This window comes from Psychromonas sp. SR45-3, from assembly GCF_014163575.1.
GTDB lineage: Bacteria > Pseudomonadota > Gammaproteobacteria > Enterobacterales > Psychromonadaceae > Psychromonas > Psychromonas arctica.
Genome location: NZ_JACJDP010000051.1, coordinates 1 through 20,867 on the forward strand (window position 1 = coordinate 1; position 20,867 = coordinate 20,867).

The 20,867-nt window shown below is 37.5% G+C and carries 19 protein-coding genes; 9 read left to right on the top strand and 10 right to left on the bottom strand.

Features of this window, described 5'->3' with window-relative positions; translation table 11 throughout:
- Positions 1-249 precede the first annotated feature (249 nt).
- The 5 genes from H5084_RS17700 to H5084_RS17720 all read left to right on the top strand — a co-directional run bounded on the left by H5084_RS17700 (position 250) and on the right by H5084_RS17720 (position 7,411).
- A complete protein-coding gene (locus tag H5084_RS17700) occupies positions 250-585 on the top strand; it encodes a hypothetical protein (RefSeq protein ID WP_182691969.1) in 336 nt (111 codons plus the stop codon).
- Between the two features lie 93 nt (positions 586-678).
- Positions 679-1,938, top strand: a complete 1,260-nt coding sequence (locus H5084_RS17705; protein ID WP_182691971.1) for a TolC family protein — start codon at positions 679-681, stop codon at positions 1,936-1,938.
- Positions 1,939-1,948: 10 nt separating this feature from the next.
- Positions 1,949-3,568 (top strand): efflux RND transporter periplasmic adaptor subunit, encoded by a 1,620-nt coding sequence (locus tag H5084_RS17710; protein ID WP_409077644.1) that lies wholly within the window; start codon positions 1,949-1,951, stop codon positions 3,566-3,568.
- Complete coding sequence (locus H5084_RS17715) at positions 3,565-6,702, top strand: efflux RND transporter permease subunit (protein ID WP_182691973.1); 3,138 nt, start codon at positions 3,565-3,567, stop codon at positions 6,700-6,702. Before H5084_RS17710 ends, H5084_RS17715 begins: the two co-directional genes overlap by 4 nt.
- Positions 6,703-6,862: 160 nt before the next feature.
- Positions 6,863-7,411: a hypothetical protein gene (locus H5084_RS17720; RefSeq protein ID WP_182691975.1), complete on the top strand. Its 549-nt coding sequence runs from the start codon at positions 6,863-6,865 to the stop codon at positions 7,409-7,411.
- 212 nt (positions 7,412-7,623) lie between these two features.
- On the opposite strand, the gene H5084_RS17725 is transcribed toward H5084_RS17720, so the two are convergent.
- The 4 genes from H5084_RS17725 to rimK form a co-directional block, all read right to left on the bottom strand.
- Positions 7,624-8,532 (bottom strand): GGDEF domain-containing protein, encoded by a 909-nt coding sequence (locus H5084_RS17725; RefSeq protein WP_182691976.1) that lies wholly within the window; start codon positions 8,530-8,532, stop codon positions 7,624-7,626.
- A 237-nt stretch (positions 8,533-8,769) separates the two neighbouring features.
- Positions 8,770-9,210: an ATP-dependent zinc protease gene (locus tag H5084_RS17730; protein WP_182691978.1), complete on the bottom strand. Its 441-nt coding sequence runs from the start codon at positions 9,208-9,210 to the stop codon at positions 8,770-8,772.
- A gap of 15 nt (positions 9,211-9,225) precedes the next feature.
- Positions 9,226-10,269, bottom strand: a complete 1,044-nt coding sequence (locus tag H5084_RS17735; protein WP_028868200.1) for a succinylglutamate desuccinylase/aspartoacylase family protein — start codon at positions 10,267-10,269, stop codon at positions 9,226-9,228.
- A gap of 3 nt (positions 10,270-10,272) precedes the next feature.
- Positions 10,273-11,178 carry a 30S ribosomal protein S6--L-glutamate ligase gene (gene rimK, locus H5084_RS17740; RefSeq protein ID WP_028868201.1) on the bottom strand — a complete coding sequence of 302 codons (906 nt, stop codon included), beginning with the start codon at positions 11,176-11,178 and terminating at the stop codon, positions 10,273-10,275.
- Between the two features lie 238 nt (positions 11,179-11,416).
- On the opposite strand from rimK, the gene H5084_RS17745 reads away from it, so the two are divergent.
- The gene (locus tag H5084_RS17745; RefSeq protein WP_028868202.1) at positions 11,417-12,265 is read left to right on the top strand and encodes a LysR family transcriptional regulator; all 849 of its coding nucleotides are present in this window, start codon (positions 11,417-11,419) and stop codon (positions 12,263-12,265) included.
- Between the two features lie 223 nt (positions 12,266-12,488).
- Here the strand turns inward: H5084_RS17745 and H5084_RS17750 are convergent, their stop codons facing one another.
- The 4 genes from H5084_RS17750 to H5084_RS17765 form a co-directional block, all read right to left on the bottom strand.
- The gene (locus H5084_RS17750; RefSeq protein WP_028868203.1) at positions 12,489-13,835 is read right to left on the bottom strand and encodes a magnesium transporter; all 1,347 of its coding nucleotides are present in this window, start codon (positions 13,833-13,835) and stop codon (positions 12,489-12,491) included.
- 53 nt (positions 13,836-13,888) lie between these two features.
- The gene (locus H5084_RS17755; protein ID WP_051369068.1) at positions 13,889-14,749 is read right to left on the bottom strand and encodes a mechanosensitive ion channel family protein; all 861 of its coding nucleotides are present in this window, start codon (positions 14,747-14,749) and stop codon (positions 13,889-13,891) included.
- 221 nt (positions 14,750-14,970) lie between these two features.
- Positions 14,971-15,852 (bottom strand): mechanosensitive ion channel family protein, encoded by an 882-nt coding sequence (locus H5084_RS17760; RefSeq protein WP_028868205.1) that lies wholly within the window; start codon positions 15,850-15,852, stop codon positions 14,971-14,973.
- A gap of 142 nt (positions 15,853-15,994) precedes the next feature.
- Positions 15,995-17,050 carry a DUF21 domain-containing protein gene (locus H5084_RS17765; protein WP_028868206.1) on the bottom strand — a complete coding sequence of 352 codons (1,056 nt, stop codon included), beginning with the start codon at positions 17,048-17,050 and terminating at the stop codon, positions 15,995-15,997.
- A gap of 185 nt (positions 17,051-17,235) precedes the next feature.
- On the opposite strand from H5084_RS17765, the gene H5084_RS17770 reads away from it, so the two are divergent.
- The 3 genes from H5084_RS17770 to H5084_RS17780 all read left to right on the top strand — a co-directional run bounded on the left by H5084_RS17770 (position 17,236) and on the right by H5084_RS17780 (position 19,631).
- Positions 17,236-18,192, top strand: a complete 957-nt coding sequence (locus tag H5084_RS17770; RefSeq protein WP_051369069.1) for a magnesium transporter CorA family protein — start codon at positions 17,236-17,238, stop codon at positions 18,190-18,192.
- Positions 18,193-18,284: 92 nt separating this feature from the next.
- Entirely contained in the window at positions 18,285-18,635 is a 351-nt protein-coding gene (locus H5084_RS17775; RefSeq protein ID WP_182691980.1) for a hypothetical protein, read from the top strand.
- A 141-nt stretch (positions 18,636-18,776) separates the two neighbouring features.
- Positions 18,777-19,631 carry a universal stress protein gene (locus H5084_RS17780; protein ID WP_182691982.1) on the top strand — a complete coding sequence of 285 codons (855 nt, stop codon included), beginning with the start codon at positions 18,777-18,779 and terminating at the stop codon, positions 19,629-19,631.
- Positions 19,632-19,648: 17 nt separating this feature from the next.
- Here the strand turns inward: H5084_RS17780 and H5084_RS17785 are convergent, their stop codons facing one another.
- Positions 19,649-19,981, bottom strand: a complete 333-nt coding sequence (locus H5084_RS17785; protein ID WP_182691984.1) for a hypothetical protein — start codon at positions 19,979-19,981, stop codon at positions 19,649-19,651.
- The gene (gene kdgR / locus H5084_RS17790; protein WP_028868210.1) at positions 19,978-20,763 is read right to left on the bottom strand and encodes a DNA-binding transcriptional regulator KdgR; all 786 of its coding nucleotides are present in this window, start codon (positions 20,761-20,763) and stop codon (positions 19,978-19,980) included. Before kdgR ends, H5084_RS17785 begins: the two co-directional genes overlap by 4 nt.
- Positions 20,764-20,867: the final 104 nt, after the last annotated feature.

The following is a 20,867-nucleotide window of genomic DNA, read 5'->3' on the forward strand; positions in this document are numbered from 1 at the left end:
CTCATTTAAACCACTAAACTGCGCTTTTTCGCCTTGAACTAAGCATAAATAGCTTAGCCCTGAGCATTTACGTTTTTATTTTGGTAAAAAGCACTCAGTTTTAATGAGTGCTGAGTAGTTACATTATTTTTTCATCAAATTGCGGATTTTTTGTTTGACCTTTCCCTAAGGGGAGACCTTAATATTAATAACTTATGCGGCTATCATTGCGCTTTTATCAATTCACTCATGAATATTAATGCTTAGTTAATGAAAAAATTCATCACATTACTTTTAATGATCACTATACAAGTTACTTTTATGCAAAAAGTGATGGCTTCTGTGCCGGTTTTTGAAAGTGATACGCAAGCAGTGAAACATTGTAATATGCTGATGATGAACACAGTGGATTGTTCGAACATGTTGATAAATATGCAGGACTGTAATGATAATTGTGACTTAATGAACGTTGTTTCTGTTACGCATTTCATTGAAAGTACTGTGATTTTATCGTTTGCTCATAGCCCGTTTAATTACCCTGTTTTAAATCTATCCCCTCTCCATGCTCACCCTAAAAGCCTCTATCGTCCTCCTTTATTAAGTTAATTTTTTGAGCCGTGATCTCTCTATTTTTTGAGATGACGTGACCCTTATTTTAAAACTTAATTAGTTATCCATTAACTGGATAAAGGAAAATAGATGAGAATCCGTAACTTATTTGCGCTGTTATGCACAGTGATCACATTGCAAGTCTCCGCGCTGACACTACAAGATGCTCTGCAGATTGCATTAAAAGAAGATCCTGGACAAAAAATATATCAATCGCAACAAGGGGCTTTAATTGCCAAGGGCAACAATAGTGCAACCCTTGCTGACCCTATGATCAAACTAGGTGTCGCCAATTTACCTACCGATAGCTTTTCACTAAATAATGAGGCCATGACTCAATTAACGCTGGGTATCTCTCAGCAGTTCAGTCGTGGTGATTCATTAGCGATCACGAAACAAGGTTTTCAATTACAGTCAGAAACGGTTGTTTTTCAAGGAGCAGACCGACGTTTATTAGTGAAAAAAACGGTACGAGACTTATGGTTTAACATCTTATTCATTGAAAAATCGAAGCAGCTTGTGAGTCAAAATAAAAAGCTATTTAACAGCCTTAATAAAGACTTAGCATCACAATATTCATTAGGGCTTATTGAAAATGAAGACCTTATTAATGCAGATATTGAGCTTGGATTATTCGATGAAAAGTTAGCTAAATTATCCCAGCAGTCTTTGACATACCGTAGTTTATTAAGCGAATGGATAGGGCCGTTAGCCTACGATAAATTGTCAGCCACTATTCCTGTTTGGGCAGATACTTTAACTTATATTAAAGGTAGTGAAACTCATCATATAGAGCATTATGAGTTATTAGCTAAGCACCCTAAAGTATTGGCTTTAAAACAAAATATTTTCGTAGCAGGCAGTGATGTTGATTTAGCAAAGCAGAGTTATAAACCCAGCTTTAAAGTTGAATTAGGTTATGGACACCGTTTGTCGAAATTTGATAATGGTAAGGCTCGGCCTGATTTACTGAGTGGTTTTGTTTCTATGGACTTGCCAATCTTTACTGATCAACGCCAAGATCAGCAAATGATTGCAGCGCTACACAATAAAGGCCAAAAGCAAGCTGAACATCGCCTTTTAATTCGTCAACTCAATGCACAGCTTCAAGCTGAGATTGTTAATTATCAGCAACTGCTTTCACGTCAGCTACGTTATAAAAACAGTTTGTTAAAGCAAGCCAAGTCACGTTCTCGAGCATACGTACAAAGTTACCAATCAAATACTCGTCCTTTTACTGAGGTTATTCAAGCTTATATGGATGAATTGAATCTCTCTATCGAATATCAACAACTCTATTTTGATGGCCTGAAAAGTCTTTCTAAAATTCGTTATTTTCAGGCACTTTAAGGAATACATTATGCGTTATTTATTATTACTGGTTGTGGTATTAATTGCTGGCATCGGCATTGGATTTTTTACTCACCAAAGTGGATGGTTCAGTGCAAATATGACAGTTGAAGCATCAACAAATGAACCTGAAATCAAGTATTGGGTTGCACCGATGGATGCGAACTATCGTCGAGATAAACCCGGTAAGTCACCAATGGGGATGGATTTAGTCCCTGTTTATGAAGAGCAGCAAAAAGCGGAGCCTAAAATTAAATACTGGGTTGCACCGATGGATGCGAACTATCGTCGAGATAAACCCGGTAAGTCACCAATGGGGATGGATTTGGTCCCTGTTTATGAAGAACAGCAAAAAGCGGAACCTAAAATCAAATACTGGGTTGCACCAATGGATGCAAATTACCGTCGTGATAAACCTGGGCAATCGCCAATGGGAATGGATTTAGTTCCTGTGTATGAAGAAGCGGATAGTAATAGCGAAGAAGGTACTGTGATGATCTCTTCTGCTGTTGAAAATAACCTTGGCGTACGCACCGCTCGCGTAGTCAAAGGTGAGTTCCATTTAAATATTAAAAGTCTAGGCAGTGTGCAAGCTAATGAGGATGCCTTATGGCAAATCAATAGTCGTGTTTCAGGGTGGATAGAAGAACTCTATGTAAAATCTGTCGGTATTGAAGTAAAAAAAGGCCAAAAACTGTATGCGCTTTATTCTCCGGAATTGGTAAAAGCACAGGAGTCGCTATTGAATGCTGTGCAGCTTAATCGTAGTGCATTAGTGGCCTCTTCAAAAACACGCTTAGCGGTGCTAGGTGTGAGTTCTGAGCAAATCAATCAGTTGATCAAGTACAGAAAAGTCAAGCAACGGATTGATGTCTACGCGCCTAAAAAAGGCACCGTTACTGACTTAAAAGTGAATGAAGGTGCGTTTATCTCACCTTCTACCACAGTGATCACGGCGGTTAATTTAGATACTGTTTGGGTCGATGTAGAAGTCTTTGCCGCGCAAGTCTCTTTAATTAAATTAGGGGATACGGCAACCATGACCTTAGATTATTTTCCGGGTAAACAATGGTTAGGGAAAGTGAATTTTATCTACCCTGAAATGAGTCAAAGCAATCGCACGCTTCGTGTTCGATTAGAGTTTGATAACCCTAACGAAGAGCTTAAGCCTAATATGTTTTCCTCGGTGGTTATCAGCCCTAAGATGGATGGAGAGCGCCTACAAATTCCACGTGAAGCGGTTATCTATGCAGGTAATATGAATCGTGTTGTATTAGCGATGGGAGACGGTAAATTCAGATCGGTATTAGTAAAAGTGGGGCTTGAAAACCAACAAACTATTGAAGTTATATCTGGCCTAGAAGCTGGGCAGAAAGTTGTTACTTCCGCACAATTTTTATTGGATAGTGAATCTAGCATTAGTGCTGATTTTGAGCGTATGTTAGAGCAACAAAAAAGCACTGAGCATGATCAGAGCCAAAATCAAAATAAAGATGCGATGAGCAACCACTCGCAGCCTAACAGTGAAAATAAAGTGGGACTAAATAATACAGATAATTTGGATTCATTAGATGTCGGTGCGTTACTCACTACTCCTTTACCTTCTAACGAAAGGGTGATGACATTATGATTGCTCACGTTATTAATTGGTCGATAAAAAACCGCATTATGGTGCTGTTGATGACTGCGGTGATTGTCGCTTACGGGGTGTTTTCATTACAAAAAACACCGATTGATGCCTTGCCTGATTTATCCGATGTACAAGTGATCATTAAAACGACTTACCCAGGTCAAGTACCACAAGTAGTTGAAGATCAAGTTACTTACCCATTAACCACTGCCATGTTAAGTGTGCCTGGTGCCGTGACTGTGCGAGGGTATTCATTCTTTGGTGACTCTTATGTTTATATTATTTTTGATGATGACACTGACATTTATTGGGCACGTTCGCGCGTGCTTGAATATTTGTCACAAGTTGCACCAAATTTGCCATCGCAAGCCCGCTCAGCGTTAGGGCCAGATGCAACGGGAGTTGGTTGGATATTTAGTTATGCGCTAGTTGATAAAACCGGGCAACACGATTTAAGTGAATTACGTAGTTTACAAGATTGGTTCTTAAAATTTGAACTGCAAACCGTCGCGGGTGTGTCTGAAGTGGCAACGGTCGGCGGTATGGTGAAACAGTATCAAGTCCGTGTTGACCCTAATAAACTACGTGCTTACAACTTATCGCTAACGACTATTAGTAATGCTATTAAAAGTGCCAATCAAGAATCTGGCGCAAGTGTAATAGAGATGGCTGAAGCCGAATACATGGTACGTACTTCGGGTTATATTTCTTCTATTGATGACCTTAAAAATATCCCTTTACGTGTTAATGACCAAGGCACTCCTTTGTTATTAGGCGATGTTGCTGAAATTCGTTTAGGACCGCAAATGCGCCGTGGTATTACTGAGCTAAATGGTGAAGGTGAAGTGGTCAGTGGTGTGGTGGTGATGCGCTTTGGAGAAAATGCCCAAGGGGTAATTGAAGCAGTTAAAGATAAATTGAATGAGTTACAAAATGGTTTACCAGAAGGGGTTGAGATCGTCCCAACTTATGACCGTTCTGAACTGATTAATTCAGCAGTAGAAAACCTTTACGATAAGTTGCTAGAAGAGTTTATTGTGGTGGTGTTAGTTTGTGCTGCTTTCTTATTTCACTTTCGTTCATCGCTGGTGGTTTTACTGAGTTTACCTGTGGGTATTTTTGTCGCGTTTATTATTATGTCGTGGCAAGGTATTAACGCCAATCTCATGTCTTTAGGCGGTATTGCGATTGCGATCGGAGCGATGGTTGATGGTGCGATAGTGATGATTGAAAATGTACATAAGCACATGGAAAAAACACCACTAACTGATGACAACCGTTGGCAAGTTATTGCAAAAGCAGCCACGGAAGTTGGACCAGCTTTGTTCTTTTCATTATTAATCATTACTTTTAGCTTCTTACCTGTTTTTGCGTTAGAAGGACAATCAGGCAAGATGTTTTCACCGTTAGCTTTTACTAAAACCTATGCGATGGCGGCATCGGCTGGTTTAGCGATTACTTTGATTCCCGTCTTAATGGGGTACTTCATTCGCGGTAAAGTCTTACCTGAACAGAAAAACCCTTTAAATCGTTTCGTGGTGGCTATTTATAAACCTTTTTTAACCTTTAGCTTACGCTTTCCAAAAACATTGATAATTTTTGCTTTATGTTTATTAGTCGTGGGTTTCTACCCCGTGAATAAAATTGGTAGTGAATTTATACCGCCGTTAGATGAAGGCGATTTAATGTATATGCCAACCACTTACCCAGGTGTATCGGTGGGCAAAGCGCGTCAAATACTACAACAAACCAATAAGTTAATTAAAACCGTACCAGAAGTTAAAACGGTATGGGGGAAAATTGGTCGAGCAGAAACAGCGACCGATCCTGCGCCGTTAACCATGATAGAAACGACGATTCAATTTAAGCCTAAAAGCGAATGGCGAGCGGGCATGACTAAAGATAAGTTAAAACAGGAGCTCGATAGTTTAATTCAGTTTCCAGGGTTAACGAATGCTTGGGTGATGCCGATTAAAACACGTATCGATATGTTAGCTACGGGCATTAAAACGCCGATTGGTATTAAAATAGCGGGCGGTGATTTAGCAGAAATTGAAAAGATAGGTAAACAAGTTGAACAGATCTTAAAAACGGTACCCGGAACAGCTTCTGTGTATGCCGAACGTGTTACCGGTGGGCGCTATGTGAAAGTGGATATTGACCGTGAAAAAGCCGGACGTTATGGGCTTAATATTGCAGAAATTCAACAGTTAGTGGCCGTGGCGATTGGTGGTCAAAATATCACTGAAACGATTGAAGGATTAGAGCGTTACCCTGTTAATTTACGTTACCCAAATGATTATCGAGATTCTGTTTCTGCACTCAAATCATTACCTATTATTACTCCTTCAAAAATGACCATTAGCTTAAATGATGTGGCGAATGTTTATATTGAGTCGGGTGCGCCGATGATAAAAACAGAAAATGCACGTTTAAATGGTTGGATCTTTGTAGATATTGAAGATCGCGATTTAGGATCTTATGTTAATGAAGCCCGTGATATTGTGAATGAGCAGATTAATTTACCTGCAGGTTATTCATTACTTTGGTCTGGTCAATATGAATATATGGAAAAAGCCAATGCTCGGTTAGCGAAGGTGATCCCTATTACTATCTTAATCATTATTATTTTACTTTATTTGGCCTTTAGACGCGTAGGTGAAGTATTGCTAATCCTCTCCACCTTACCTTTTGCACTAATGGGCGGTATTTGGTTAATGTTCATACTTGGGTTTAACTTCTCGATTGCGGTTGGTGTTGGTTTTATTGCATTAGCGGGCGTTTCCATTGAGATAGGTGTGATCATGTTGTTGTATTTAAATCAATCGCTGGCGGCTAAGAAGTTGCAACGTCTTGAGCAGTTTTCTATTGTGGATTTAAAAGACGCAGTGATGGAAGGGGCTGGACTACGTGTACGGCCAGTGATGATGACGGTAGCAACGGTGGTTATCGGTTTAGTGCCTATTATGTACGGTGATGGCACTGGCTCTGAAGTGATGCAACGTATTGCAACACCGATGATTGGCGGAATGGTCAGTGCAATTATTTTAACGCTATTGATTTTACCTGCGGTTTATTTCCAATGGAAAAAAATAAGTATGCGTAAACAATTACACTTCCCATCACAACAATAAACTATCATGACATCAAAAAAGTCATGAAATAAACAATGACTCTATTGTGAGCCTTTTGCTTACCTGTTTATTTTATTGCTTTAATTAACAATAAAATAAACTAAAACAGTAGGCTTACATGACTTTATCTTCTTTATAAATAACAACGATGGCTATAAAAATGACAATTAAAAAAACCAAATTAACATTCATATTGGCTGGTACATTATTATTCTCATTGCCAATGAGCAAAGCCTTTGCACATGCAGAGCATTGTGAAATCAAAGATACTGAGCTTGGTGACACAATGAAGTACATGAAGAGTGAACTGAGAGCTTATGTAAAAGGGTTTAAAGCTGATGACGCTAAAAAAATGCAAAAGCACTTGAATGAGCTATTAATGCTAAGCGACAGGGCGAGCCAATATACACCTGTTATGATCACTAAAATGCAGCATGTTGATTCAGACAAAAGTGAAATGAAAGAGATGGAGCATGGCAAGATGGACATGTCTGCTATGTCGAATATGCAAGGCATGAGCATTGAGCAAGATAATCAAAAGCAACATAATCAAAAGAAAAAGTACGCAATAGAAATAAAGCAGTTAAATAGCTTATTTAAAGCATTAAATGCAACAAAAGACGAAACTGAAATCAAAGCAATTTTAAATAAAATCCAAGCACAAACTAAAAAAGGTCATAAGCAGTTTCGTCAAAATTGTAAAAAATAGTCAGCTGCATAAGCGACCATCAAGTGACTTTATATCCATGGCATTAGCGCTTACATTTATCTTGATAGTAAGCGTATGATTTGGATTTTGATTAGAAAGAGAGCCTGTTTACGTCAATTAAAGGGGGGAAAGGATTACTTTTTTAGCAAATGAATCATGCAAAGATGCCGGCGGGAGCGGCTAAAATAGATCCATATTGATTAAAATGGCTATTAAATGACTTTTACCACTGAATGTGTTTCTTTTGATTGTTTGGCTTCGTAAACGCATTTATCTGCAATCTTCACAATTTCTTGCGGGCTAAGCATACTCTCATTTTGGTCTCTGATCGTGACACCGCCGATTGCTGATTTTATTGGTAATTGAATATTGAAATCTAAAAAAGGCGTTGAAAAAGAATCAATGATTCTGACAATAAACTTAGCTAGATTTTTTTCATTAGTATTAGGTAGCAGCATACAAAACTCGTCTCCCCCTAATCTGGCTAAGGTATCTGTTTCTCTTTTTACTTGGTTAAGTCGCATGACAAAATGCTTAAGAAATAAATCTCCAACTTGATGCCCATAGGTATCATTAACCACTTTAAAACCATTAAGATCAAAGTATAACAAGGAAAACGATTCTTTATTACGCTTCGACTTTTTGAGCGTTTCATTCATGCGGTCATCAAATAAATAGCGATTGGCTGCCCCAGTTAATGCATCATAATGAGCAAGGCGTTGTAATCGTTTAGTTAATTTGTAGTCTTTTAATAAAGATCGAATAGCGTGCCGTAACGAGTAAATAGATAAACTCTCTTTGACAATCGTATCAATGATCGTGAATGCATCTTTGCGATCATTATTATCAGCATAGCTATCTGTTACCAACAATAATGGAAACTCATGTCCCATCGAAGCGTAATTACTATTAATTTTTTTGACGTTTTGTAAATAAAGTGTCTCTTGTATAATGAGTAGTTGGTCGCAACTGGGTAATATGCAGATCTCGGATAGCTTGTCTATGTTCACTCGCGTTATTGCGTTGATCATCATATCTGAGACTTTAATTGTCGATGCTATCCAATTAAAAAAATATTCATCTTCACAGATAATCATTAAATGTAAGCGTTGCTCTATCATAAATATCCCTTTAACTGTGTTAGTTTAAAATAACTAATGAAGCTAGCTGCGGGATGAGCTGAAAGCCTAACTGCTAGTTGAGATGGAGGAGATGTTTCTATTGTCCCGAGCTTAAATAGATTATCCGTAATCAAGCTTGTTTAACAGGACCAGTTTTGCATTTTCAGTAAGCGCTAGTGAGGGAAGGAGGCTTTGCATCAAATATTGACACAAAACCCACTTAATTTAATATTGAAATTAGCTTTTTGTTGTAGCTAAGAACACCTTAGAAGGGTCAACTAATAAGCGTTTACCAATTGCTTCACGCCCAAAAAGCATTAGATAGTTCATATCAGTACGATCTGTTAAGGTAATTTCTATTGGCCAAGTTTCTTTGCCTAATGTCATTGGCGTCTCGATAACATAACGTTGTTCTGCAGTGCCATTTGATGATTTTATTTTACGAATATCACTGATCACTGCTTTACATGAAATTAATTTCTCTACGTTATGAATATCTGGGTGAATATCAAATTTCACCCAAGGTTTACCGTTTTGCATATATTTAACAATATTATCTACATGCAGTGACGATGTTTTCGCGCCAGTATCGACCCGTACCTGCATATCATCAATGCCTAATTCAGGTAATGCAATTGACTCTAAACGACCAATAATTGTTTTTTCTTTTGATACCATGTTATCGACCTCTTATTACGCTCTTACTGCACTATGGGTATTCATATCATCTTCAGGACGCAGAAAATCTTGTACTGACTCAATGTGTTCCTGCACCGCTTCATCATCTTCTTTAAAATATGCAATATGGAACATTGCTTCACCTTCTTGTACCAACGGTATATTTTGTTGGCCGATCAAAATACCAGAGCGAATGGCTTTAACAACACCTAAAATCTCACCATAAGGGCTACCAATCTCTGCGAGTTTATCGCCTGCAGTTACTCGGTCTCCAAGTTCTACTAAGTGCTTTACAACGCCACTGGCGTTAGCGCGTAACCAACCACTGCTATTAGCAATATAGGGTTCATTTAATTTACGCTTAGAGGTTGTTTTACGCATCATCTTAAGGTGGCGTAATACATTCTCTATCCCTTTGATACCAGCATGAATAGAGAAGTCATCAAAACGTAATGCTTCGCCTGCTTCATACAATAGTACTTTGGTACCATTTTCGACGGCAGACTCGCGTAAAGAACCATCCAGCACATTAGAGTGTAAAATAACTGGCACAGCAAAAACTTGTGCTAATTCTTTGGTCTCTGGGTCGGTCATATCACCACGGATTTGCGGTAAGTTGGAACGATGAATCGCTCCCGTATGCAAATCAATGCCATAGTCACAATGTTTTACAATCTGTGTTAAAAAAATATGCGCTACACGTGCAGCTAAGGATCCCTTTGACGACCCTGGGAAGCATCGATTTAAATCACGTCTATCCGGCATATAGCGACTTTGATTTACTACACCATAAACATTAACCATAGGTACCGCGATCACGGTACCGCGAATAATTTTAAAATTAGGTTTGTTAATTAAGCGCCTAATGATTTCAATGCCATTTAACTCATCGCCATGTACAGCAGCACTAATAAAAATAGTTGGACCATCTTTTGCGCCACGAATAATTTGTACAGGTAATGAAACATCTGCATCGGTATAAAGTTTCGCTACCGGCAGTTCAATTTTACATTGTGTACCTGGTAAAATATCAAAATCGCCTATGCGTAATTTTTTCATGCTCTATCCTTTACCACGCGTTTTATTGGTCACCGCTTTTGGTTTCTTTTCAATAAAATCGAAGACCATGCCAGCGATGTTTTTCCCAGTCGCTTTCTCAATACCTTCTAAGCCTGGTGATGAGTTTACTTCCATTACCATTGGGCCACTTTCTGAGCGTAATAAATCAACACCACAGAAATTTAAGCCCATGATTTTTGCCGCATTAATCGCTGTCTCACGCTCTTCTTTGGTTAGTTTTACCACGACAGCAGAACCACCACGGTGTAAGTTAGAGCGGAACTCGCCTTCTGCACCTTGGCGCTTCATTGCTGCAACCACTTTACCGCCAATGACTAAACAACGAATATCAGCACCACCAGCTTCTTTGATGAACTCTTGTACCAAAATATTAGCTTGAAGACCCATGAATGCTTCGATAATGCTTTCTGCTGCTTTAGCGGTATCAGCTAGTACCACGCCAATGCCTTGCGTACCTTCAAGCAATTTAATAACAACCGGAGCGCCACCTACATTTTTAATTAAATCTTTGATGTTATCTGGTTTGTTAGCAAAACCAGTACGTGGCATACCAATGCCTTTTCTAGACAATAATTGCATTGAACGTAATTTGTCACGTGAGCGACTTATTGCTACTGATTCATTGACATTATAGGTGCCCATCATTTCGAATTGGCGTGCAACAGCAGTACCGTAAAATGTAACAGAAGCACCAATACGCGGAATAATCGCATCATAATGAGGTAGTTCTTTACCGTGATAACGAACAGTAGGGCGGCTACTGGTGATATCCATATAACAATGTAATGTATCGATAATATCCACTTCATGGCCTTGCGCTTCGCCAGCTTCTTTTAAGCGACGAGTAGAATATAATTTTGGGTTTCTAGATAAAATTGCAATTTTCATAAGTGTTATTCCTGTATTTAATGCCATTAATGCATTAGATGGTTAGCATGTTGATACTGAGTATTAGAATTGTTTAAACAAGGTTGGGTTACATATGCAAACCAACAAATTCACTGTTAAAAAGTGGCTTTAAATTCGGACTCAGATTAAGTTCGTAGAGTGTATAAACAAAACGCTATATAATAAAATTAATTGTTTTCGGGTCTTTGATTAAAAATTTTGATTAGTGGGTAAGTGTATGAAAATAGAGTTATTAAAAACATTTCTAGAAGTCAGTCGCTCTTTACATTTTCGTATTGCATCAGAAAACTTGTTTATTACTCAATCGGCAGTGAGTGCTCGTATTAAATTATTGGAAGATGACTTGGGGGTTTTGCTTTTTGACCGTAGCAAAAAGCATTTAAAATTAACGCCGGAAGGGCATCGTTTAATTAAACATGCCAACGAGTTAATTTTTATGTGGCAAAAAACTAAGCAAGATGTAGGGATCACCGCACAACACTCAATGCAGTTAGTGGTCGGCGCAAAAAGTACAATATGGGATATAGTTTTGCAAAATTGGCTGCAAAAAATCCATCTTAATATTGAAGATGTTAGCTTGTTAACCAGCACCTATAGTGCGCCGGAATTACGCAAAAGTTTATTAAATCGTATTATCGATATCGGTTTCCTATTTGAGCCGACTTTTGTGGGAGAAATTATTTCTGAAAAAGTGGCCACTGTCCCCTTACACTTAGTGACAACAGATCCTGAACATGCTCGTAACTCAACGCCCCTGAATGATTTTATTATGGTGGATTATGGCGAGTCTATCACTGCCCAATACTTACGCGAATTTCAAGATGCTCCAGAAGCAAAGCACTTTATGAGTCAACCTAAGATTGCATTGAATTTTATTTTAGAAGTGGGTGGTGCTGCTTATTTACCTCGTCAAATAACCTTTAAGTATTTATCTGATAACCAACTCTTTTTAGTGGAAAATGCACCTGTCTTCAGCCGTGATATTTATGCTAATTATTTAGCTAATAATCAAAAAAGAGAGATGATTGAACAAGCCTTAAAATTATTTCCTAATATCAGAAAGTAAGCCTGCAATTAAGGTGATTGATTTTATTTATGCGTTGCGCATACCGTGAGAAGATTGACGTAAGAGCCTGGTAATAAATAGCCTGGTAATAAACAGTTTGCTAATAAACAGTTTGGTCATAAACAGTCTGCTTAAGGTTTTGATGATGAGCGGGATAAAAATCCGAGACACTAACCGCTGTCACTGGTTAAGGTCTCGGTTAAAAGAGATGCTTAGGCTTTAGCTATAGTAGTAACAAACTGCCAAGCCCTAAGAACACAATAAACCCAAAAATATCGGTCACAGTGGTTAATACCACGGAGCCTGATAAAGCAGGGTCGATATTAAATTTACTTAAAATCCAAGGGACCCAAACGCCCGATAAAGAGGCGATTAAAATATTACCTAAGATAGAAATAAAGATAGTCAGTGAGAGCAGTGGGTTATCAAACCAAACAAAGGTGATCGCACCAATCACAATCGCCCATAACACTCCGTTAATAGCACCCACTTTAAGTTCTTTAGTGATAATATCTTTTTTGTTGGCATCGTTAATTTGTCCAAGTGCTAAACCACGTATGATCAAGGTAATGGTTTGGCTACCTGAGATCCCCCCCATTGAAGCAACTACTGGCATTAATACTGCCAAGGCAACCACTTGTTGAATGGTGGCTTCAAATAAACCAATAAACCAAGAGGCTAAGAAAGCCGTTACTAAGTTAATACCTAACCATACCGCCCGGTTTTTGGAGCTTTGCCATACATTACCGAATAAATCTTCCTCTTCCACTAAACCGGCAGATTGAATTAATTGCGCTTCGATAATTTGTTCTTTATAACGATACGCGGTTGGTAAATCTAAGCGTCCAGTTAAGCACCGGTTCTCATCAATGACTGGTAATGCAGACTTATCTGAGTCAATCAACATCTCAGAAGCATCAGCGATGTCATCATTACTACTAACAAATTCTACATCGGTATTAATTAAAGCGTGAAACTCTTCATCGGTATTGGCTTTAAAGACTGCATTTAACGCAATCTCACCAATTAATGCCGCGTTCTCATCCACAATATAAATAACATCAGTAAAAGCTGGTAAATTTTTACTGCATACTTTTTTTACCGTTGATAGCTTCAACTGCTGTGGTATTTGAATCTCAGTAAAGTTTTGCCAATGACCCACTTCATCGAGTGAGTAATCACAGGACTTTTTATATAAGCTGCGTTGCTTTGCTGTCATGTTAGTCACAGCATAATCAACAAAACGGTCATTTAGACTTTCAGATAACTCTAAAAGATCTACCGCATCCAACTTTGTTAATAGAGGAAAGCAGTCTTCATCTTCCAGAGTACCAAGTAGTAACTCCCTCGATTCATGTTTCATCACGATAAACACATTTTGCTGTGTTTCGTCAGTTAACGTTTTCCATAAGCTGATCCTTAGCTTAACCGGAAATGACTCTAATAAAACTGCAATTTGTTCATCGGAAAGCTGTTGCTCAATTTCTGCAACTAATTCGCTAATATCCTGCTCTGATTCAAAGCTATTATTAATTTTTTCAATGTAATCGGGTAATAGTTCTACTACCATAAACCCTCCTTTTTTATTGGTGCGATGAATTTTATGCCGCTACAAAAACGGGTTTATTTCTTATTTTGCATTAATTGTTGTTGCTCAAACCATAATTTCATAAAGTCAGCGGTCAAGCTTTGTTCGATTTCTAGCGCACGGTCAGTGGGACAGAAAATAGTAAATAATAGTTGGGTATCTCCAATGTCTGACGTGGCTACCTGTATATGCGGCTCAGGGCCTGCGATGTGAACATCTAAACGATTTTCAATTAATTGGTTGTAGCGTATTGCTACATCGTTAAAATCTGAGCAGTAACTATGTGCTTTTTCATATAACTCTTCTAAAAAAATAAAGGGATTAACACTGCCATCACGTGTGATTGTAAAGTGATGCATGGCATAGCGTTTTAGAAAGTTTAAGTTTTTAATGGATGATGTAATTAATTTGCTATTAGGTACATACAAGGTTTTTCCGGTGTACTCATAGGCATCAATATTGACTTCTAATAAGGTTAATTTAGCCCAATCAATGGAATGCACTTCACCATAACTATCGCCTACTTGTATCCAGTCTCCGATACGAAAAGGTCGGCTTGATACAATATATAAAAAGCCAATAAAGCATTGAATAAACTCTCTCGTTGCAATCACAATCGCAACCACAAAAGCGGCAATTGAAATAGCAAATTCATGAAATTCAGCTGCCCAAATATTAAAGATGCCAATAAAAATAAATATCGTAATCGCATTATTTACAATATTCATTTTTAAGCGTTTATTAGATTTTCCTTTTTGCTGCAGTAATTTTAAGATATAAACTTTACTGCCCATTAATACGAGAATAAGTAGAATAGTTAATACACTATTGCTATTGATTAGTGCTTGAAAAAAAGGACTGCTTGTTAAATCAATTGAAAAGAGTTTTTCAAACATAATTACGGGTGCTCGCTTAAATCGGGTGTATTTTTTATTTGCTGAAGTTTAACAACAACCTATTTTATTACTACCACTACTTACTCGTTAGTGGTGGTTAAACGTTTAATACCTAGCCGTTTTTTGATAAGTTTGTTACTAGTTACAGACCACTAAATCGGTTCACTATAATAAAGATCAAGGATCTTAGAATAATTGTTAGGTCTTTATTTATCGGTGCTTCATGTCTTTTTTGTCGATACTTGTTGCCTATTAAGAGTTAATGAGCCATCAATATGTAGGTCTCTTTGTGGATAAGCAACAACGATATTATGTTCTTCAAACAGCTCTTCTAGTCGAAAACGAATATTGCTGCGCATCACTCTTAAGCCGCCTTCTGCGCTTGAATCTAACCAAAACGTAACTTCAAACATGAGGGCGTTATCTCCGAAGTCTTCAAAAGTAACAACAGGCGCGGGTGTCATTACGATTTTCTGTTGTTCCTTAGTGGCTTGCATGATCAGCTCTGCCACTTTTCTTGCTGGTGACCCATAAGCGACACCTACGGTAACGGATGTTCTAACCAAGGTGTCAATTAAGGTCCAGTTAATAACGGTATTCTCCAATAATTTACTATTAGGGATAAGCAAGTGCACGCCATCTACTCGACGTATTCGTGTAGAACGAGTATTGATCTCCTCAACAACGCCTTTTGCTTCTTCAACCTCCAAAAAATCACCAATACGTATTGGGCGTTCCCACATTAATATCCAGCCACTGATGAAGTTATTGATAATGTTTTGTGCACCAAAACCAAAACCAATGGCAATTGCACCGGATAAAAAGGCAAAAGCGGTGATCGGTACGTTAATCAAATCTAGTGTTGTTATTAGTAATATCGCCATCGCAATGACATAGAACATGCGTAGTAGCAAATGGATAATATTAGGATCTGTTTTCTTTGATACTAAACGTTTGGTGATCAATTTTGCTATCCAGCGAGTGAATATTATCCCTGTAATTAATAAGGTGGGGATCAGTAATATACTGCCTAGGGTAATAGCATGATCGGCGACGGTCAGGAGCTTGTACGATAAGAGTTCGTTGATTTGTGTTAAGTTCATAAAAGTTCCTTTAAGCGACTTTAAATATGGACATAGTTATGCGGTATATTTTATCTATTTTTTAGTAGACAAGTGCTGGTTATCTATAAGTTGATAGCTATCTATCAGTTGATGCTATTGCTAACTTGCCCTTATTCTTGATTTAACTGTTGATTGAAGTCGGTGTTTTAATGTGTAACTCGGGCGGTTGTATGCCTTTTAACAACAAACCAAATATATCTGCGCCAGTAATAATGCGCTTGTTTTCACCCCAAATAAGCAACACGTCTCGTTCGATCGCGCCATCAAAAGATTTATCCACGGACTCGCTCATTTTCATTTTAATAATGGCATCGTTTAACATGGTTGACTCATCGTTAATGATGGTTGGGCGATGGCAATGTTTATACGGGTCAAAATTTTCTGTTTCAAAAAACACATCACGTAAGAAACTATCTGAATCGACTACCACCAAAGGATCTCCCTGTGGGTTAGTTAATACTATCCAGCGATGACCTGATTTATTCATTAATCTTAAAAATTCATTATTCGGTGCGGATGTAATCTCAGGAATAATCGGTAAATCTAACTTGGTAGGCAAGGCAATAATAGAGTCAGGATCGATCACTTCACCTTCTTCGATAACTGAAATTTTATCTAATTTAAAAAAGTTTAACGCGCCGATACCTTCTACATGGTTAATGTCAGTTTCTTCTGCTTCAATATGTTTACGAATAATGCTACTTAACTCACTCTCCGCCAAATAGGTGATACCTTCTTTACCCAACCAAGCGTCTAAAATCAATGCCGTAGGTTTAGCTACGGGATAAAATAAAAGCTGATAAAATTTGATCACCGGTGCTAATAAAGCACCCATTTTCAGTGCATTTCTTGAGAAATAAGCCTGTGGTGTGATCTCGCCAATGATGGTGATAGCGATAGTTGAAAATAGAAAAGCACTGATCCCGGCTAGGGCTGAATCAGATAATAAGGTTAATAACACATTGATTCCTACATTGCCCCACAGGATCGTGGTTAATAAAAAGTTCGAGTCATTACGTAGCCTTAATACTTTTTGGGCTTCTTTATTGCCTTTAGTCGATTCAACTTCGAGCTGTAATCGGCTTAATGAAAATAAGGCAATATTCAACCCTGAAAAAATAGCTGATTGTGAGATGCATAATGCAATGGCAACCCAGGTGATAATTTCTAAGGACATATTCCACCGCATAAGTTTATAAAGTTGAAATAAAGTTTATAACCTTTACCTAAACAAAGGAATTTATTATTGATAAACAATAAAAAGATGACACGAAGCGCAACCTAGCTCACTATATAAAGAGAGCTACAAACAAGATTAAAAATCGTTTAAATCATAAAAAGAGAATACTTATGATCAGGTGCATGTTGTTAAAAGAAGATAAATCATTCATTTATGGAGATGAATCCTTAGTCGATATTTGGAAGCAGAATCCAAATGATTCTTTATGGATTGATTTTGACTCACATGATCAAGAGAAAGAGCGCTTATTCATGAAGCAGTTAGGATGCCATTCTCTAGCCATTAAAGACGTACAACGTGATCGCCATCCACCAAAAATTGAATTATTTGATAATTATATATTTATGCTTTATCGCGGTATTTTTCATCCTGGTGATGATTTAGTTTTTGAACACTTACAAATTGGCATGTTTGTGGGCACCAACATTGTGATCACTTCACATGCTAAAAAATCTATCTCTATTGATAAACTATTTAGTATTGAAGGGGAAAAGTACCTATCAAAAAGCCCGATCACTTTAGCGCTCAGAATTTTTCATTATAGCTGTGGTATCTACCTTCAAAAACTATTTGAATTTGAAGAAAAACTAGAGTCTTTGGAAGATAAGTTTCAGATGGGAGGTGATGATAAAATGATGCAGGAAATTACCCTGTACCGATCTCGTTTGACTAAGCTTAAACGGACGTTTAATTATCATAGTAATATCGGCAGTGAGCTGAAAATATTAGTGACAGATGAAACGCCTATCATCAATCAAGCTGAACTACATACGGTAACCGATGTACACGAGCGTATCGAGCGATTATTGAGTTTGTCGCAAATGCATTATGATATTTGTAGTGATCTGATCAATGGTTATTTATCGGTTACTTCTCACCAGCTAAATGCCACCATGCGAGTATTAACCGTGATCACCGCTATTTTTATTCCATTAGGCTTTTTAGCGGGATTATATGGTATGAATTTTGACTATATTCCAGAGTTAAAAATAACCCACGGCTACTATTATTTACTCGGTTTTATGAGCTTTATTTCATTGAGTTTAGTTATTTTATTTAAGAAAAAACGGTGGCTCTAGGTTTGTTGACTACATTGCCCATTTCGAGACGTCATCACGTTGTTTTATTTGTTTTAACTGTACTCATATTGGGGTTAGGCTATTACTTTTCCTTGATCCAGTTACTTGATACAGAATGGTTTTCGCGTTCAGGAAGTGTCGTCGTGGTACTAGGTATTATTTCTGGTTTTTCTGGCATTATCGAAGAAAGGGTATTAATAAGCCGACTATCGATACGAAAACGCCTCGAGATATTGCAAAAAAAACGTAAATTAAGATTATTAAAAGCAACTCCTGACTATGTGCAAGAAGAGCTAGATGATATAGAGGAAAAGTATCTCGTTTTGATCAAAGAGTCGATGCATTCTATTAAATTTAATGCGGGGATCAGTGAAGGTATTTTACTTATTTTAGGCACATTGACTTGGGGCTTTGGCGATATTGCTTTAACCTTTATTGTGTAGTTTTGTATTCTGTTAATGTGCCATTGTAATACTCAAGTCATCTTTATTTAGAATCTATTTATCTCACAGCTTGTTGATTTTTGCATCTTGATTGATAACAGGTATATACTCGATCAACTCTCTATTAATGTGAATTTATATATGATTACAGAACAATTTATTTGGTTTATTGATAGTCGCTTTTATTACCAAACGACTTCATTAGATAAGCTGGTTCATCTTATTCCGCCGCATCAAAAAACACTGAAAATAATCATTGATGCAAGTACGCAATTAAAGGGACGTGGTTATTGGCATCTATTCACTGAAAAAGACACTTTACTCGATGAACTGATGGCAAAAATAGAGTTTAAAAAAGCACAGTTAATTAAATTTTTTGATATGAATGCCATTAATGTAGAGATAGTGATTAATCAATCTGCCGATTATCTTAAAGTTCTTAGTACTGACATTAAAAACAATGCCAATAGCCTCGTTGTGATTGAAGATAATGTGGTTGAGAAACGGCATTCAATCTTTCAAAAATTAACAGATATCGATTGCCCTGTATTATTGCTCAACCATAAAGCTTGGAGTGACCCTATTAAATTGGTGGCTGCTGTTGATCCATTACATGAGCATGCTAGGTCAGGTACTATTGACGAAAATATTATTGCATTAACTGAGAGTTGGTCGCGCCTATTAAAAGCAGGCTGGGTTGTTGCACATTGCTATTATGTGACCTCAGTATTAGTGAAATACAAGCATAAAATATTAGCTATGCACCGAGATGGGTTAGCAGATTTTGCTAAGAAATATCGCGTTTCTTCTGGTAAATGCATTTTATTGGAAGGTGTTCCTGAGGTCGCATTAAGTGCATATATCGCCAAAAATAATAGTAATATTTTGGTGATGGGAATGGTAACCAGAAATAAACTAGAGCAACTCTGGATCGGTAGTACGACAACCGCGCTATTAACTAAGTTACCTTGTGATATTTTATTGGTTAAGAAGTAGCTAAGCGTCTTAATGGCCTACCTCTTTGAAGAAACTCTATATATATCCACTATACCGATAATCCAAAAAGTAAGCAGCGCATAAGAGTACATATTAAGAGTTTGCATGCTTGCACCGGAGCTCATTAAAATAGCGTCGCTGATCGCGTCGATAGTTAAGGGGATATCTCCCCGTTGAATGTTTATTATTACTTGCTCTGTTTTAGTAAACATTTCTGTTATCAGTAACCATAACGGTACAGTAAAACCCACCATAATAATGGTGCCAGTTACATACTGCTTAAATAAAAAATGTCCTACTCCCGGATAGATGAAGGCTGAAATTAAGACGGCTTTTAAGGATTTTTTCATAGACTTGGGTAATCTTGAAAGCCTAATTGAGATGACACATTTTTACCTGCTTGATGCAATAGGCCAACATAATAACTAAGGCGACTTTCATCAAAACGTATCGTAGGTAGTGAAATTGAAATGCCTGCGATTACTGTACCAAACCTGTCATATATTGGTGCGGCAATGCATCTTAATCCCGGTTCTTGCTCCTGGTTATCTTGTGCATAGTGCTGTTCTTTAACCAAGCTTAACTCTGCAATGAGTTGCTCCGTATTCTCTAATGTCTTTTCAGTGTGTTTAATAAATGTAACGCGAGATAAGGTATCTCGAATGAATGCCTGTTCACGTTCAGCCAATAATACTTTACCAATAGCGGTACTATACAGAGGGTTACGGCGCCCGATTCTTGATTGCATTCTTAAGCTGTAATTAGAATCAATTTTATGAATATAAATAATAGAATCATCATCTAATGCGCCTAAGTGTAATGCTTCATTCGTTTGTTCTGAAATGAATCGCATCTCTTTATCTGCTAAGCCAATTAAATCTACATACTCTAGCGACTTCGCACCTAATTCAAACAGTTTTAGCGTTAAAGCGTATCGATCCGCTTCCTCTTCTTGCGCTACATAACCGAGTGTTTTCATGGTTTGCAAAAATCGGTAGGTGGTTGCTTTAGACATCATTAAGCGTTGTGATAGCTCGGATACACCGATATTTTTTTGTTCACCTAGGGCTTTTAAAATACTAAATACCTTTAATACCGATGAGACTGATTCAGGCTGAGTTGGTTTATCCATTTTTTATCCTTATTAAGCACTATTTGTATGCATTATATAGTGTGGGATAGTGTAGTGCAGTATTTTTAAAAGTCCTTTTTAAAAATTTAAAAACAGTAATGTTT